This is a genomic window from Streptomyces sp. NPDC031225 (assembly GCF_055570355.1).
Window position 1 is genome coordinate 226,120 of record NZ_JBVIHJ010000016.1, and the last position, 14,922, is coordinate 241,041.

Annotated in this window: 14 protein-coding genes and 3 pseudogenes; 6 read left to right on the forward strand and 11 right to left on the reverse strand. The window is 69.0% G+C overall.

Features of this window, described 5'->3' with window-relative positions; translation table 11 throughout:
• Nucleotides 1–18: 18 nt before the first annotated feature.
• The 3 genes from ACZ48Z_RS26880 to ACZ48Z_RS26890 are packed head-to-tail and all read right to left on the reverse strand — an operon-like array spanning nucleotide 19 to nucleotide 3,835.
• Nucleotides 19–2,205, reverse strand: a complete 2,187-nt coding sequence (locus ACZ48Z_RS26880) for a xanthine dehydrogenase family protein molybdopterin-binding subunit (protein ID WP_468738447.1) — start codon at nucleotides 2,203–2,205, stop codon at nucleotides 19–21.
• A complete protein-coding gene (locus tag ACZ48Z_RS26885; RefSeq protein WP_468738448.1) occupies nucleotides 2,202–3,182 on the reverse strand; it encodes an FAD binding domain-containing protein in 981 nt (326 codons plus the stop codon). The genes ACZ48Z_RS26880 and ACZ48Z_RS26885 overlap by 4 nt, the downstream gene beginning before the upstream one ends.
• Before the next feature lie 5 nt (nucleotides 3,183–3,187).
• Nucleotides 3,188–3,835 carry a (2Fe-2S)-binding protein gene (locus ACZ48Z_RS26890; protein WP_468738449.1) on the reverse strand — a complete coding sequence of 216 codons (648 nt, stop codon included), beginning with the start codon at nucleotides 3,833–3,835 and terminating at the stop codon, nucleotides 3,188–3,190.
• Between the two features lie 905 nt (nucleotides 3,836–4,740).
• Here ACZ48Z_RS26890 and ACZ48Z_RS26895 point away from each other — a divergent pair.
• From ACZ48Z_RS26895 to ACZ48Z_RS26905, 3 genes are read left to right on the forward strand one after another with little or no spacing between them, the layout of a single operon-like run.
• Nucleotides 4,741–5,928, forward strand: a complete 1,188-nt coding sequence (locus ACZ48Z_RS26895; protein ID WP_468738450.1) for a sensor histidine kinase — start codon at nucleotides 4,741–4,743, stop codon at nucleotides 5,926–5,928.
• Nucleotides 5,925–6,617, forward strand: a complete 693-nt coding sequence (locus ACZ48Z_RS26900; RefSeq protein ID WP_402172293.1) for a response regulator — start codon at nucleotides 5,925–5,927, stop codon at nucleotides 6,615–6,617. The genes ACZ48Z_RS26895 and ACZ48Z_RS26900 overlap by 4 nt, the downstream gene beginning before the upstream one ends.
• A gap of 3 nt (nucleotides 6,618–6,620) precedes the next feature.
• Nucleotides 6,621–7,187, forward strand: a complete 567-nt coding sequence (locus ACZ48Z_RS26905; protein ID WP_468738451.1) for a hypothetical protein — start codon at nucleotides 6,621–6,623, stop codon at nucleotides 7,185–7,187.
• 24 nt (nucleotides 7,188–7,211) lie between these two features.
• On the opposite strand, the gene ACZ48Z_RS26910 is transcribed toward ACZ48Z_RS26905, so the two are convergent.
• The 7 genes and pseudogenes from ACZ48Z_RS26910 to ACZ48Z_RS26940 form a co-directional block, all read right to left on the reverse strand.
• Nucleotides 7,212–7,460, reverse strand: a complete 249-nt coding sequence (locus tag ACZ48Z_RS26910; protein WP_468738464.1) for a glycosyltransferase — start codon at nucleotides 7,458–7,460, stop codon at nucleotides 7,212–7,214.
• 208 nt (nucleotides 7,461–7,668) lie between these two features.
• Nucleotides 7,669–7,863: pseudogene (locus ACZ48Z_RS26915) on the reverse strand (hypothetical protein); the annotation flags it as partial.
• Between the two features lie 451 nt (nucleotides 7,864–8,314).
• Nucleotides 8,315–8,485, reverse strand: a complete 171-nt coding sequence (locus ACZ48Z_RS26920; protein ID WP_468738452.1) for a hypothetical protein — start codon at nucleotides 8,483–8,485, stop codon at nucleotides 8,315–8,317.
• Between the two features lie 363 nt (nucleotides 8,486–8,848).
• On the reverse strand, nucleotides 8,849–9,586 hold the full coding sequence (locus tag ACZ48Z_RS26925; RefSeq protein WP_468738453.1) for a protease inhibitor I9 family protein: 738 nt from the start codon (nucleotides 9,584–9,586) through the stop codon (nucleotides 8,849–8,851).
• Between the two features lie 765 nt (nucleotides 9,587–10,351).
• Nucleotides 10,352–10,801, reverse strand: coding sequence for a MarR family winged helix-turn-helix transcriptional regulator (locus tag ACZ48Z_RS26930; RefSeq protein WP_468738454.1), 450 nt, complete (start codon nucleotides 10,799–10,801; stop codon nucleotides 10,352–10,354).
• An 82-nt stretch (nucleotides 10,802–10,883) separates the two neighbouring features.
• Nucleotides 10,884–11,399 (reverse strand): annotated as a pseudogene (locus tag ACZ48Z_RS26935) (helix-turn-helix domain-containing protein); the annotation flags it as partial.
• Between the two features lie 243 nt (nucleotides 11,400–11,642).
• Entirely contained in the window at nucleotides 11,643–12,245 is a 603-nt protein-coding gene (locus tag ACZ48Z_RS26940) for a TetR/AcrR family transcriptional regulator (protein ID WP_402172286.1), read from the reverse strand.
• A gap of 143 nt (nucleotides 12,246–12,388) precedes the next feature.
• Here ACZ48Z_RS26940 and ACZ48Z_RS26945 point away from each other — a divergent pair, with 143 nt between their 5' ends.
• The 3 genes from ACZ48Z_RS26945 (at nucleotide 12,389) to ACZ48Z_RS26955 (ending at nucleotide 14,507) form a co-directional block, all read left to right on the forward strand.
• A complete protein-coding gene (locus ACZ48Z_RS26945) occupies nucleotides 12,389–13,183 on the forward strand; it encodes an alpha/beta fold hydrolase (RefSeq protein WP_468738455.1) in 795 nt (264 codons plus the stop codon).
• A 129-nt stretch (nucleotides 13,184–13,312) separates the two neighbouring features.
• Nucleotides 13,313–13,684 (forward strand): antibiotic biosynthesis monooxygenase family protein, encoded by a 372-nt coding sequence (locus ACZ48Z_RS26950; RefSeq protein ID WP_468738456.1) that lies wholly within the window; start codon nucleotides 13,313–13,315, stop codon nucleotides 13,682–13,684.
• A 589-nt stretch (nucleotides 13,685–14,273) separates the two neighbouring features.
• A complete protein-coding gene (locus tag ACZ48Z_RS26955) occupies nucleotides 14,274–14,507 on the forward strand; it encodes a hypothetical protein (RefSeq protein WP_468738457.1) in 234 nt (77 codons plus the stop codon).
• Nucleotides 14,508–14,587: 80 nt separating this feature from the next.
• Here the strand turns inward: ACZ48Z_RS26955 and ACZ48Z_RS26960 are convergent.
• A pseudogene (locus tag ACZ48Z_RS26960) lies at nucleotides 14,588–14,753 on the reverse strand (IS701 family transposase); the annotation flags it as partial.
• Nucleotides 14,754–14,922 lie beyond the last annotated feature (169 nt).

The following is a 14,922-nucleotide window of genomic DNA, read 5'->3' on the forward strand; positions in this document are numbered from 1 at the left end:
CACCGGCCACCCGGGAGCTCAGAGCAGTGCTTCGGCGGTGATGGGCAGTTCGCGGATGCGGCGGCCGGTCGCGTTGAACACCGCGTTGGCGATGGCGGGCGCCACTCCGACGATGACGACCTCACCGAGTCCTTTGACGCCGATGGGGTCGGCTTCGTAGTCCTGCCCGTCGATGAAGATCGCCTTCAGGTCGGGCATGTCGGCGTGGGTCGGCACGAGGTAGTCCGCGAGGTTGGCGTTGACGATCCGGCCGTCGCGGTGATCGGTCACCGTGTGCTCGAGGAGGGCCTGACCTATTCCGCCTGTCATGGCTCCGATGGCCTGACTGTCGGCGAGTCTCGGGTTGACGATCCGGGCGGCGTCGTACACGCCGAGCATGCGCCGGACCCGTACCAGGCCGAGTCGGGCGTCGACAGCCACTTCGGCGAAGATCGCGGCGTAGGCGTAGAGGGAGAACTTCTCGGGCCCCGACGGCCCGGCGTACGAGCCGAGCACTTCGAGATGAGGGCGGTCGTTGCGGGCCAGGAGTCGCTGGTACGTCTCCCCGCGAGAGGGCTCGTCCTTCACGTACAGCCGACCGCCTCGTACGACGATGTCGGCGACGTCGACGCCGTACAGCGGTGATCCCCGGTCGTTGACCGCGAGCGTGATCGCCTGCCTGCGCAGCTTGTCGCAGCCGTCCTGGACGGCGGATCCGACGCTGGCCATGGTCTGCGAACCGGCGTGGACGGGGGCCGGCGGCATGAGGGAGTCGCCGAGCCGGAAAGTCACCTGGCGCATCGTCAGGCCGAGGGCGTCGGCGGCGACCTGGGACATGGACGTGGCCGTGCCCGGGCCCATGTCGCTGGTCGCGGACTGCACCAGGGCGGTGCCGTCGGCGTCGAGCCTGACCGAGGCCTGGGCCTCGCTGCGCATGGTGTCGTAGACACCGGCGGCCATGCCCATCCCGATGAGCCAGTCACCGTCATGCGTCGAGCGCGGCTCGGGATTGCGCCGGTGCCAGCCGAACTCACGGGCGCCCGCGCGGTAGCACTCGCGCAGTCGGCGGGTGGAGAACGGCAGTTTGCTGGACTCGTCCTCGGCCGGTTCGTTCCGCAGCCGCAGCTCGATCGGGTCGAGATCCAGTTCGTGGGCGAGTTCGTCCATGGCCGACTCGACGGGGTAGGCGCCGCTGGCGTAGCCGGGGCCGCGCATGAACCACGGCGTGCTCACGTCCAGCGGGACGTGGTCGTACGCCTGGCGGACGTTGGGCGTGCTGTAGAGCATTCGGCCCGGGACGAGAACGCTCTCGCTGTATGTCTCGTAGCGGGAGGACTCGGCGCGGACGTCGTGCGTCGACGCGGTCAGGTTGCCCCTTCGGTCGGCTCCCAGTCGCAGTCCGTACTCGTATGCGGGCCGGTATCCCACGGTGAAGTACATCTGCCTGCGGGTGAGGACGAGTTTCACCGGGCGTTTCACCTCGCGTGCGGCCATGGCTGCGATGACGGAGTGCACCCAGGCGCGGGCGGCATTGCCGAAGGCGCCGCCGATGAACGGCGAGATGACGCGGATGTGGTCCGGCGGGATGCCGAACTCTCCGGACAAGGTGAACACGGTGCCCTGCACGTACTGGGTCTTCTCCCAGACGGTCAGCCGGTCGCCGTCCCAGTGGGCGACGATGCCGGCCGGTTCCATCGGGTTGTGGTGGTTGCGGGCCGTCCGGTACGTCGTCCCCAGCCGGACGGGGGCGGAGTTCAGGGCCCGGTCGGCGTCGCCGCGTGCATAGGTCTGGGTTTCGCCGGCGGCGTCGGCGACGCTGATGTCGGTCGAGGAGGGCTCCGCGTCGTAGGAGACCGTCACCAGGCTCGCTGCGTGCTGCGCGGTCTCCAGCGTGGTCGCCACCGCGACCGCGACGGGCTGTCCGAAGAACTTCACCCGGTCGTCCTGAAAGGCACGCAGTGGTTTGCCCGGTGGGAACCGGCCTTCCACAGGCGGCAGCTTGGGCGCGTTGAGGTGGCTGATCACCTTCAGGACACCGGGCTGGGCTTCGGCCGCGCGGGTGTCGATGCCGGTGATCCGGCCCCTGCCGACGCTGCTTTCCACGATGACCGCGTGCACGACCCCGTCGGGACTGTTGTCGGCGGCGTACTTCGCTCCCCCTGTCACCCTCAGCCGTGCATCGACCCGGGGCACAGCCGCACCGACGGCTGCCTGCGGCTGGCTCACTTGGTGCCTCCTACGGTGCGCAGCTGGCGTTCGACGGTGCGTTTGAGCAGCTCGGCCTTGAAGCCGTTGTGGGCGAGGGGGCGCGCCCCGTCGGCCGCGTGTTCGGCGGCCTTCGCCCACAACCGGTCGGAGGGGCGTTCGCCGATGAGGCGGCGCTCGACGGCGGGCAGCGTCCAGGGCACGGTGCCCACGCCGCCGGCGGCGACCTTCGCCTCGCGGATGACGCCGCTACGGATGTGCAGCGCGACTGCTGCCGACGTGAGCGCGAACTCGTAGGACTGGCGGTCGCGAACCTTCAGATAGCCGGACTTCAGTGGGCGCGGAAGGGCCGGGATCTCCACAGCGGTGATCAACTCGCCTTTGCGTAGGGCCTGTTCGTGGTTCGGGGTGCTGCCGGGCCGCAGCAGGAAGTCGGCGAAGGCAATACGCCGTTCCCCGTCCGGACCCAGCACGTGCACCGTCGCCTCCAGTGCCGCGAAGGCCACGGCGACGTCGGAGGGATGGGTGGCCACGCAGTGATCGGAGGTGCCGAGGATCGCGTGGCTGCGGTTGTAGCCGTGCAGCGCGGCGCACCCGGAGCCAGGCTCACGCTTGTTGCAGGCGGCGGTCACGTCCCGGAAGTACGTGCACCGGGTGCGCTGCATGATGTTGCCGCCGATGGTCGCCATGTTCCGCAGCTGGGCCGACGCGCTCAGCTCCAGCGCCTCGGAGACGACGGGATACAGGACGCGGACCTTCGGGTGGGCGGCGGCCTCGGCCATACGGACCAGTGCGCCGATGCGCAGGCCCCCGCGCTCGGTGACAGTGACCTCGCGCAGCGGCAGGGAGCTGATGTCGACCAGCACGCCGGGGCGCTCAACGGTCTCCCGCATCAGGTCGACGAGCGTGGTGCCGCCGGCGAGGTAACGCCCGCCACGCCAACCGGCGCTGAGGGCCTCACGCATGTCCGCGGCCTTGGTGTAAGTGAAGGGATGCACGGGGATCAGCCCTTCCGGCTGGCGGCGGTCTGCTCGACCGCGCGCTCGATCTTCACGTAGCAGCCGCAGCGGCAGAGGTTGCCGCTCATCCACTCCCGGATCTCCGCCCTGGACCCGGTGTGTCCTTCCTGGATGCACCCGACGCCCGACACAATCTGGCCCGACGTGCAGAAGCCGCACTGGAAGGCGTCATGGTCGATGAACGCCTGCTGTAGCGGATGAAGTCGGTCGCCCTTCGCCAAGCCCTCGATCGTGGTGACCTCGGCGCCCTCCAGGCGGACCGCCAGCGTCAGACAGGAATTGACCCGTCGGCCGTCGACCAGGACCGTACAGGCGCCGCAGGCACCGGCATTGCAGCCCTTCTTCGAGCCCGTCAGGTCGAGATGCTCACGCAGGAGGTCCAGCAGCGAGGTTCGGTTGTCGATCGTGACGGTGCGCCGAACGCCGTTGACCGACAACGAAACGCTGCTGCCGGGCGGCTCCTCGGCGGCCAACGCTTCCTCGGCGGCGAGCGCGGGCGGCCCCCCGACCAGGCCGCCCACCACAGCGGCTCCTCCCGCGGCGGTGGTCGTGGCCAGGAAGGTACGCCGGGTGGGCCCGAACGGAGGCTCGACGGGGGAAGTCTCTGCTTCCGTGGGATGTTCGGTGGACATGTCCACTCTCCCTCGATGGGGTGCGGGTGGTTGGCAGGGTCGTATCGGTGGCCGAGCCGTCCGCGGAGGTGTGCCATGCCCGTTGCTCAACCAGGCTGCCGTCCTCTCGGGAAGGCGGGAGCAGAGTGGCTGCCACCGGACGGCGGGACGGATTCGGCGCCCAGGTTCGAGCCGAGCGCGGCGCGTTGGTCCTCTTGACCCAGGAGACACGGCACCACTCCCGCGCGCCCGGCGAGACCGGGGGAGCGGCGGGGAGCCGCCGACTCGGGCGCGACATTCCGGCAGTCGGACGTCACCGGAGGTCGGGCGCTGCGCCGCAGCTGCTCCGACCGCACCCAGATCGATAGCAAGGTCGTTCCGCGGGCTTACCAGCAAGACCCCCGGATGTAGGTCGCGGTCGGCGACCGAGGGCGGAACACAGGCGACACCGCTGACCGGGCAGTCACCGGTGATCAAGGCCAGGGTGGGGGGCACGGATCAAGCATTAACCTTCTGATCCACATCAAGCAAGCGTGATTGCATCAACCACCTTTATATCTCTACGTACAGTTAACCTGGACAAGAACGTTGAGGCCGCCCATGATCGCCAGCGTCGCCCGCCGATACGGTCACGTCGACACAGGCCAGGGCGCAGGGCGCACCGTAAGACGGCGTCCACCAAGACGGGGAGGCGGTGGTCGTGCGGTGCGAGTTCGTCGGGAGGTCTCGACGGCGACGAGGGTGCACAGGTCGCACAGCCCGGCGAACGTCGCCGGGGCCACTTGGAGAGTGCCGAGGATCTGCGTACCGTCGACGATCCCGCCGGACGCCCGCTCCCGTCCTCGGCCGCCGGGCCGGTCCGGGGTGGTTGGCATCGGCCTGCGGGCCGACCCCTTGCCCGGCCGTACATCCGTACCCTATGCGGCGTGGAACCTGATACTCCGCTCTCTCCGGCCGTCCGGCGCCCCCTCATGGTCTCCCTCTGCGCGGGCCTGGCCCTGGTGTGGCTGTTCGACCTGGTGACCTACTACGACCCGCAGGGCCGCTGGTCGAGCTGGCTGCCCCTGGTCTCCGGCCCCCTCGCCGCCGTCGCACTGCTCTTTCCCGCTCGCCGGCCGGGCCCCGCCTGGCGGGCCGGCGCCGCCGCACTGGGCTCCCTGGCCCTGACCGTGGGCCTGTGTGCCTATGCCCCGCTCACCAGCGGTACATGGAGCCTGCTGGAAACGGTCGCCCTGCTCGTGCTGCTGTCCCGGACCGCGCGGCGGGTGGAGCGCCCGGCCACCGCCGTAACGCTGTCAGCGGCGCTGGCCGTCGCAGTGATCGCCCTGCCGCTGCGAGAGGGCGCGGAGCGCGACTTCTTCGGGTACTCCTTCGTGCTGACATTCGCCGTCGGCGGCGCTGTGGGCCTCGGTTGCTATCTGCGCCTCCTGGACGCCCGCCGGGCCCGGGCCGTGGCCTCCGTACGCCACAGTGAGCGCCTGGAACTCGCCCGGGACCTGCACGACTTCGTCGCCCACCACGTCACCGGCATCGTCGTGCACGCCAACGCCGCGTTGGCGATCCAGGAGACCTCGCCGGAGCAGATCAAGCCCCTGCTGGAGGGCATCTCGCGGGCCGGAGGGGAGACCCTGGACTCCATGCGCCGCCTGGTGCGAGTCCTGCGCGAGGACGACCACCACACCACCCGCCCAGGTGAGCTGGTGGCCGAGCTGAACCGCTTGGTTTCAGCGTTCGCCGAGAACGGGCCCGCGACGGCGCTGGTCATCGCGCCCGAGGTGCGCGAGATCCGGATGGCTCCGGAGGTGGAGACGTCCGTCCACCGCGTGGTGCAGGAGTCGCTGACGAACGTACGCCGCCACGCCCATGGCGCGGACGTCGTCGTCCGCCTCGAACTGGACGCTCAAGGTCGCCTCCGGGTGGAGGCGCGCAATGCGGCGCCGCAGACGCGCGCCACCGGGCCGATCGGCGGGCGGGGCGGCTTCGGCCTGGTGGGCCTGCGGGAACGCGTGGAGGCCGTTGAGGGGTCGCTGACCAGCGGCCGGACAGCGGACGGCGGCTGGTGCGTGAGTGCTGCCTTCCCTGTCCTGGCAGCTGTGGAAGGATCATCGGCATGAGTGATGACGATGGTGGGAAGGGGGCCCGGACGCGGGTACTGATCGCGGACGACCAGGAGATGGTCCGCACCGGCTTCCGGCTGATCCTCGGCACCCAGCCCGACCTCGAAGTGATCGGCGAGGCCGCCGACGGCGCCGAGTGCATCGAACTCGCCCGCAGGATGCGTCCCGACGTCTGTCTCGTCGACATCCGCATGCCCAAGCTGGACGGTCTTGAGGTCACCCGGGCCCTGGCCGGACCGGGCGTCATCGACCCGATGCGTGTGGTCGTGGTGACCACCTTCGACCAGGACGACTACGCCTACACCGCCCTGCGCAACGGCGCCTGCGGCTTCCTCCTCAAGGACGCCGGCTCCACCCTGCTGATCGAGGCCGTGCGCTGCGCCGCCCGTGGGGACGCCCTGGTCTCGCCCGCCGTCACCGTGCGGCTACTGAAGCACCTCGCCGGACAGCAGCCGCCGCCAGCGCTCCCGCACCCGCTCTCCGAACGGGAACTCGACGTCGTACGCCTGGTGGCGGTGGGCCGCACCAACCAGGAGGTCTGCGGCGAGCTGTACGTGTCCCTGGGCACGGTCAAGTCCCACCTGGCCAACATCAAGGACAAGCTCGGCGTGCGCAACCGCGTCGAGATCGCCGCCTGGGCCTGGGAGTCCGGTCTCGTACGCGACCGTCAGATGCCACCCGCCTGAACCGTGGGTCGGCGTCCAGGCCGACCCACCCGCCCGCTGTCGGCCTACGGGCCGAAGCGCAGCCGCTGTCCGGCGGGCCACTCGCCCGGTGACAGCCTCACCGCAGCAAGCATCTCCGCCCACTTCGGCTGGGAAGACGTCACCCGCGCCGACCACCTCGATCCGCTCACCGCCCTCGACCCTGAGCGGGATGAGGCGGCCCAGCGCATCGACCACATCGCGCGCCTCCGCCCCCTTGACGCCCGGCCCCGGCTCAGAACGCCGCCAAGGCACTCCGCGCTCTCGATGTCCTCGCGGTCCGCCAGGCCGGCAACACGGTCGACGACCTCCACCGCCCGCCACGGCGTCGCGCTCGACGACTTCGACTCGGCCGCGGGCCTGGCGGACCGCTGCCTGGATGTCATCCTGGACAAGGCCGACCTGCGCCCGGCCGTCCTGGCCGGTGAGCTCGTACGCCCGGCCGCCTTGCGCAGCCCATTGTCGTTCAGGAGCGCGTCGAGCAGCTCGCCGTCCACAGCTTCGTCCTCGGCGCGCAGCGCGAAGCCTGGGCCTCGGCGGCGACGTTGGTGAAGTTGTCGGCGCCCTACGGCATGATCAGCTGGGGTATCCCGACGACGGCGCCGCCGCCATCATGCTGCCCGCACCGCCGTGGTGAACCACCGCGTCGCAGACGTTCAGCAGATGGGCCAGCGACACCCACGGTGTCAGCGGGCGGACGTTCGGCGGCAGCTCGCCCAGCGGCGTGAGGTCGGTGTCGCCGACGGTGAGCAGGAACTCCGCGTCGACCGCGGCCGCCTGCTCGGTCAGCCGGGTGACGAACCGGACGAGGTCCATCCCCTTCATCACCGTGCCGAGCGTGACGGCGACCCGCCGCCGGTCGCCGCATGCGGCCAGTTTCCGCCGGCACCGGGCCGCCGCCGTTGGGGCCGCACCTGACCCGCCAGCCCGTACCGTCGCCGCCGAGCGAGGCGGGGACCACGTCGCGGACGATGCGGCCGGGAGGCCCGGTCACCCCGCGGGCCTGGTACTCGTCGGCCAGCACGGCAGCCATCCGGTCGACGATCGGCAGGGCCGCGGCCACGCCGAAGTTGTGTACCACTGTCGGTATTCGCAGCTGGGCCGCGACGAGCGGTGCGGCGGCATGCATCGTCGCGTGCACGAGCACGTCAGGCCGCCAGACCTCGGCCAGCCGGAGCAGATCGCCGAGAGCGGACCGGCTGTGCTCGGCGTAACCGGCCACAGCCATGCGCCATGTCTCCTCTTCGCTGCGTTCGCCGACGACGAAGGGAAGGCCCGGGCCATTGGCGCGGCGGAAGGCGTAGGTGAGGGTCGATCCGTCGCCCCCCTCGGCCACGGGAAACCCGGTCGGATTCAGCGCGTCGACCGGAGCCCGACCGGTGAACAGGACGCCGTGTCGGCCGATCGCAGGGCCTGTGCAGTCGGGATCATGGGAAAGACATGACCGGCCCTGACGGGGCCGGTGAACAGGATTCGCACGGCGTGCACTCCTTGCTGCGCTTGTTGGGGCACCGCGTCGGCGCCGGCGTAGGCGAGACGCCACTCGAAATGAATGACGCGTTCCAAGGGGCGGGTTGACCAGGTCCCCCTGTTCCAGAGCTTTGACACATCGAAACGGCTCGCCGGATGAACCGACGAGCCGTCACGAAAGGCCTACGCCAAGGCGTCAGAGACCGCTCTCAGCAATAGGTCGCCCACGGAGGGGGATTGTCGCAGTAGGAGGGAGAGTCGGGCAGGGTTATGTCGTCCGCGTGGGCCTGCGTCTGCGGCACGAATACTGCTCCCAGTGCGGCAGCCAGGACTGCGGCCATCACTGCCGTCCTCCGGAACCGGTCAATGACGGTACTCATATGCGTCTCCTTGAGTGCTCGATGTTCGGTGTGGCAGCTTCAGGACCAGGGCGTCAGGGGGTACGGATCACCCGCCGCATTGGACTTCCCACGGATGGTTCTGGCAGTAGGTGGGAGAGCCAGGCGGGTTAATCGACCCCGCGTGGGCCTGCGTCTGCGACACGAATACTGCTCCCAGTGCGGCAGCCAGGACGGCGGCCATCACTGCCGTCCTCCGGAACCGGTCAAAGACCGTACTCATATGTATCTCCTTGAGTGCTCGATGTTCGGTGTGACAGCTTCAGAATCGCGTTCGTATGTGGCCTCCGTTCATTCCTTTGCTGAGCTCCGGTTGTTGCGACCTTCCCGTCAAACCCCCCTGCGCTACGGGGTGACGGTCAGGACGGTTGTGCCGACGGTGTCCGGGCCGTCGCCGTAGCCGACCAGACCCAGGTAGACGCCGCCGGTCGGGAGGTTCCGCCAGGAGACGGTGGCCGGGACGGTGTCGCCCCGGGAGACCGGGTGCGTGGCCGGAGCGACGGTGGCCGGGTGGTCGGGGGAGTTGGGGCCGATCAGCCAGGTGTGGAGGGTGTACGTCTGGCTGGTGACGCCCGGCGGCAGGGCGTACTGGATGAAGGCCGGGGTGGCCGTGGCGGCCAGGTGGTTCGCCTCGCTGGGGGCCAGCGACACGACGCCCGGGGTGCGGGCCAGAGCTGCGGCCTGGGCGGCCGTCAGTTTCGCGGAGAACCCGTTCAGCACGTACTGGTAGGTGTACAGAGGTGTGACACCCCGAACCTCGTCCAGGACTTGGTCGCGTGCCTGCTTCAGCCGGCCGAGGTAGTCGCGTACGGCCTGGGATCGCGGATTCACCTTCCTGCCAGGGGCCGGCGCGGTCTTGCCGTACGTGACAGCGGGCTTGCCGACGAGTTGGACGACATAGGTACCGGCGGAGTACTTCTGCCGGGCGATGTTGGCCGGTTGCCGCGCCGCCGGGCCGGTGGGCGCGGCCTGCGTGGGCGGGCTGGAGGCAAGAAGCAGAAGGCCGCCGGCTACTGCCGGGGCCAGGAGCGACGAGGCTCTGCGGCCGAGGCCGCAGCGTCGGCCGGGGTGTTGCTGAGACACAGAATGCCTTCCCCCTGCGCATGCGTGTGACAGGCATGCGCACGACGTGGAGTGGTCAGTTCCCTCAAGACAACAACCATCTTGTTTCCAATAATGCGACTTGAAAAGAGTCAAACGCTTGATAGGGCGAGGCCTGCACAACTCCTCCACGGAGTTCTCCATCCGTTCGGAGAACTGGCGGGCGATACGGACGAGTTGGGCAAGGCGCCGGGCAGCGACCCCGGGCGGATGCTGTTGTGACGCGGGGGCCTGCGTGACGACGGTCGGCTGGTCCGCAGCCACCAGCAAGCGCGCCAAGCGCGACCTGGACGGCGTTGGACTTGGTCTTGCGGCATCGGGAGCGGGCCGGTAGACCGGACGGGCAACGGGCTGAAATTCATCGACCTACACAACGGACTGCCGTCCAGCGGCAGTTGCACGGACCTGCCGAGCCGCGAGTTCGCATCCACGGTCACGTCAGGAGCCGCGAGCCGGTCTGGCACCTGGTGGCTGTCGAAGCTCGCCGCCTCCGGGAAGGTGGCCGTCCGCCACAAGCCGTCCGGCTCCGCCCGCGGTCGCTGACGCCACCTGGGACGGCAGGGGCATCCTCGCGCAAATCGCGTTCAGTGTTTCCGTGCCGGTCAGCCGCGTAGCCGCATGAGTCGAACCGATCTCCGCCGCATGAGCGACCTGCTTCGCCAGATCACGGAAGCGACCCCGGAGGTGCTGCACCGAGGGTGCGCACAAGTTCTGCCCGACCCTCGCCGGGGTGCGGCCACGGCACATTCAGCCCGTTCCACGCAGGCCCGACGCCGGCAAAGCGTCAGGATTGAGCTCGGCGAGCATCCGGAGCGGCAGGGAGCATATGGCTTCCCGCTCAGCGGGGGCGAGGACCGTGAGCGCTTCCATATCCAGTCGTTCCACCACGTCCCGTTGCTCGGTGAGATTCGTGCCGCTGTCGGTGATGGTCAGCTGGACGGTTTTGCGGTTCGTAGGGTGATCGTGGCGCGCGAGTAGGCCGCGGTCCACCAGTGCGTTGACAGCGGCGCCCATGGGCTGGGGCGTGAAGCCGGTCCTGCGCGCGATCTCCGCCGCGACGTGCTGCAACGCGTTGTGCTGCGCCGCCGTGAGGTCGAGCGAACACAACGCTCTCTCAAGCCGCGTTCCCATCACGTGGACCATCTGCCACGCCAGGTAGCCCATGTGTGTGGACGGATCTGCGTGTGTGCGGCTCATGAGTGCTCCGACAGTAAGGTACCTGATATTTGCATTAAACAACTATAAGACGCCTTGCGATCGGAGGCGGAGAACACGTTGGGTCGGCGAGGAGTGGGATGCCCTGGCGTTCGCAGATTCGGATGATTGGGTGGGTGCGGGCCGTGGTCAGGTCGTGCGCGCGACCGGGAAGTGCGGGCGAGACCCACTGCAACCGTCCTGCTGGATCGGTACCACCTGGACGTTCACGCCCATGGCGTCGGCGCTTTCGTGAGAGGTCGACCCGGCTGTCGCCAACCCGGTCGCACCCCGCGAGAGTGCCGTCCGGCAGGACATAGTCGGGGTCGGCTTCACGCAGGGTCCGCAGAGCCCGGGTGCCCGGTCGGCGAGCAGGTCGATGACGGCTGCCGGGTAGGCGTGGGCGCTACCGACGGAAACGCCGAAGTCGGCCGCGAGTTGGGTGAGGGGGTCGTGTCGGCGCAGTTACACCAGGCCGACGAGGGCACGCCGGTGTGGCGGGAACTTGCAGGCGAGGTCACCCTCTCGGGGTGACGATGAGCCTGCTGATCCACTCGGCCAGGGCATGAGGCAGGTCGAGTGCGACGGGATAGGGACCCAACGAGGCTCCTGCGCCAGTGGGTTGAGACGTCGAATACCTCTCAACGGCACAGGAGTCCTGTCCGCGCGGACGCCGACGTCGTCACTCGATCAGTGGCCACGCTGAAAGGGCTCACTGTGTGCGCTCCACGTGCGGACACGGGCGCTTGATGGCAGCCATTGCAGGATGTGTCGCCCCGCTGCGGCTGCGAGGCTCACTCGGCAACGGTGGCGGGACCGGCGGACAGGAATACGCCTTCGGTGACTACTTCTGGGCGTCCTGTGGTGTGTCGGCGGTCTGCAGTGTGGTGGTCCATTGGGTGACGACGGTGTCGATGAAGGCGTCGGTGACCTGGCCGCGGTCGAGGAAGAGGCGGGCGAGGACGGGCCCGTACAGGAGGGTGAACTCGTCTTCGCTGATGTGGATGCCTGCGGGCTCCAGCAGCTTGTTGAAGCCGGTGTGGCGGTCTTCGCCGATGCGGATGAGTGCCTGGGCGCTGTCGGGGTCGTGGTCGGCCTGGGCGGTGACGGCCAGGGCGGCGGTGCGTACGGCGGGCACGCTGACGCCGGCGCGCAGGCTCTTGAGCCAGGCGGTGGCCACCTCACGCACGTCGCTGCCCGGTTCGGGGTAGTTGCCGAGGTCGGGGCCTTCGAGGATGAGGTCGAAGAGGAGTGCGGCGCGGGTGGGCCAGTGCCGGTAGAGGGTCTGGCGGGTGACGTCCGAGCGCTCGGCCAGCAGGGCGTAGGTGAGCCCGGCCGGTCCGACCTGGGGCAGCAGTTCCCGGGCGACGGCCAGGACACGGTTGCGGGTGCGCTGCACGCGTGGGTTGCTCTGGGTCGGCTGGCGGCGGTGCAGGGGCTGCTTCATGCCGCCACTCTACCGGCACATCATACGGCATGTGTGATTGAGGTCACACGCCCAAATCATACGCTTCGTGTGATAGACCTGAGGAAGCAATCACACGCACCGGATGATTCTCGCGTGTCGGCACATTCGAAAGGCAGACCGCCATGTCACCTCGCACCCAGACCGCACCCACGTTCTCCCGCACCCGCCTCGGCTCCGGCCCCGGCCTGCTCCTCGCCCACGGCGCCGGCAGCAGCCTGGCCGGCACCTACGGCCCCGTCCTGGAAGCTCTTGCCGCCCGCCACACGATCGTCGGCATCGACTACCCCGGCAGCGGCGATACCCCCCGCTCCGCCACCGCGCTGTCCGTCGACGACCTCGCGGACCAGCTCGTCGCCGCCGCCGACGCAGAGGGTCTGGACCGCTTCGCCGTCTCCGGCTACTCCCTCGGCGGCCCGGTCGCCATCCGCGCTGCCGCCCGCCACCCCGAACGCGTCACCGCACTCGTCCTGACCGCAGCCTTCCCGCACCGCGACAACCGGCTCGCCCTCGCCTCCTCGATCCAGAGCAAGATCGCCGCAACCGGCGACCGTGAACTGCTCGCCGAATTCCTCCTCATGACGGCCCTGGGCACCCAGGCGCTGGAGTCGATGCCGGCCGAGCAACTGCAGCAGACCCTCGGCTACACCGCAGCCTCCATCGCCCACGGCAGCTCCGAGCAGACCGACCTCGTCGGCCAGCTCGACGTCCGGAACGACCTCGCCGGCATCACGGTCCCCACCCTGGTCGTCTCGACCACCGACGACCGTCTCGTCTCCACCGACCTGCACCGCCACCTCGCCGAAACCATCCCCGGCGCCCAGCTCGCCGAAATCGCCACCGGCCACCTGCCGATGCTGGAGCGGACCGAGGAGTGGCTGCAGCTCATCACCGACTTCCTCGACAACCACCACGCCTGAAGACACACCACCGGGGGCGCCATGCAGGGAGCGGCAGCCCAGCCCCTGACCCGGACCCGCCCGGTCCCTGATCACTTGCAACTCCGCGGGTTCACACACCCGCTTCCCCCTCGATTGCCAGGAGAACTCATGCTCAGCTTCGGCCACCTCGACGAGTCCACCCAGTTCCGCGACCAGCAGAAGGAAAAGGCCGGCCCGGTCACCATCATCAACACCTTTGTCGCTCCGGAAGGCAAGGAGGCCGAGGTAGTGGCCGCCTGGACCGACGACGCGGAGTACATGAAGAAGTCGGGGAACCTGATCTCGGTGCAGCTGTACCGGGGTATCGGCGGCAGCCGGCTTTTCACCAATGTCGCGGTCTGGCGATCCACCGAGCACCTCCGTGCCGCCCTCGGCACGCCGGAGTTCGCCTCCCACCTGGCGGGCTACCCTGCCGGCACCGTCGCCTACCCGCACCTCTACCAGAAGTTCGCAGTCGAAGGCATCTGCGAAGGAGAATGACCACCGCTACCCGATTTCCGGGCTGCCGTTCGCAACGCACACGACGTATGGCGACGTATAGCCCTTGGGCCGGCGGACAACTTACGCGGATGGCACGCGCCGGTCTGTTCCCTCTGACCGGCCGGCCCGGACTCGAACCACTCGACCTCGTCGACGCAGAGAAAAGTCCAGCGGCAGGACGTACGCGAGGCGACTGACCGATGTGGAATGGAAGTTCATCGAGCCACACCGTCCGATCAGCGAGTGTGGCCCGTACTCCGATCGGTTGCGGCAGCAGTTCCAGGGTGTCATGTGGGTGTTCAAGGCGGACAGCGGCAGGAGATGCCGAAGGATTCGGCGCCTGGTCGACGGTCCTGGCCAACACGAGCGACGTTGGGCGCTGACCAGTCACCCTGGACTGGCAATAGCGTGTGAATTGAAAACCCACTTATTCGTTGAAAGCTGGAGGCTTACCGTGCGCAGTATGCGCAAATTCGTAGCTACGGTCCTGATGGCGGCAGCCGTCGTTATCGCACTGCCCGCCGCTGCTCAGGCCGCAGTCCCATCAGTGAAACTCCGAATCTGCAACGATACGAGCAGGGAGCTGTGGGTGAGCATCACAGGATTGAACCAGAACTCCCAGACCAGCTTCTACAACTTCGACGGAATACTCCGGTCCGGCACCTGCAAGACCGCCGACGGCTACTGGTGGGCGGCGATCGACCAGAACGCGGAGATCCACTGGTGGACGTCGGGATCTTCCATCAGTAAATACACCAACTACACCGTCCAGTCGAACTTCCAGAACGGCTCCACGCAGACACACAGGATCACGACCCTGTGACGGCCGATGGCACGGGCTGCATCTGAGCGTGAGGTCCGCCGCCCAGTCCTCGAACCGCCGGTGAGAATCTTTCAGCACCACAAGCAGGCATCGGCGGCCCTCCAGGTCTCACTGGTTCCGTCGCGGAAGTGCAGCGCCACGGGCGTCCAGTCGCCGGATGCCGGGCACAGCGCCAGTTCAGGGAATGTGCGGCTGGTCGGCCGGGGCTCGGGCGCCGGAGTGCAGATTGAAGGCGACCACGTAGGGGGGGGGGGGGGGGGGGGGGGGGGGGGGGGGGGGGGGCGTGGGGGGGGGGGGTGGGGGGGGGGGGGGGGGGGGGGGGGCGTTCGGGGTGGGGGACAACCCCCCCCCCCGCGCGCACCCGCGCCTGTTCGCCGGGAGCCGCTCCGACGACGCCCGCCGCGATGGCCGCCGT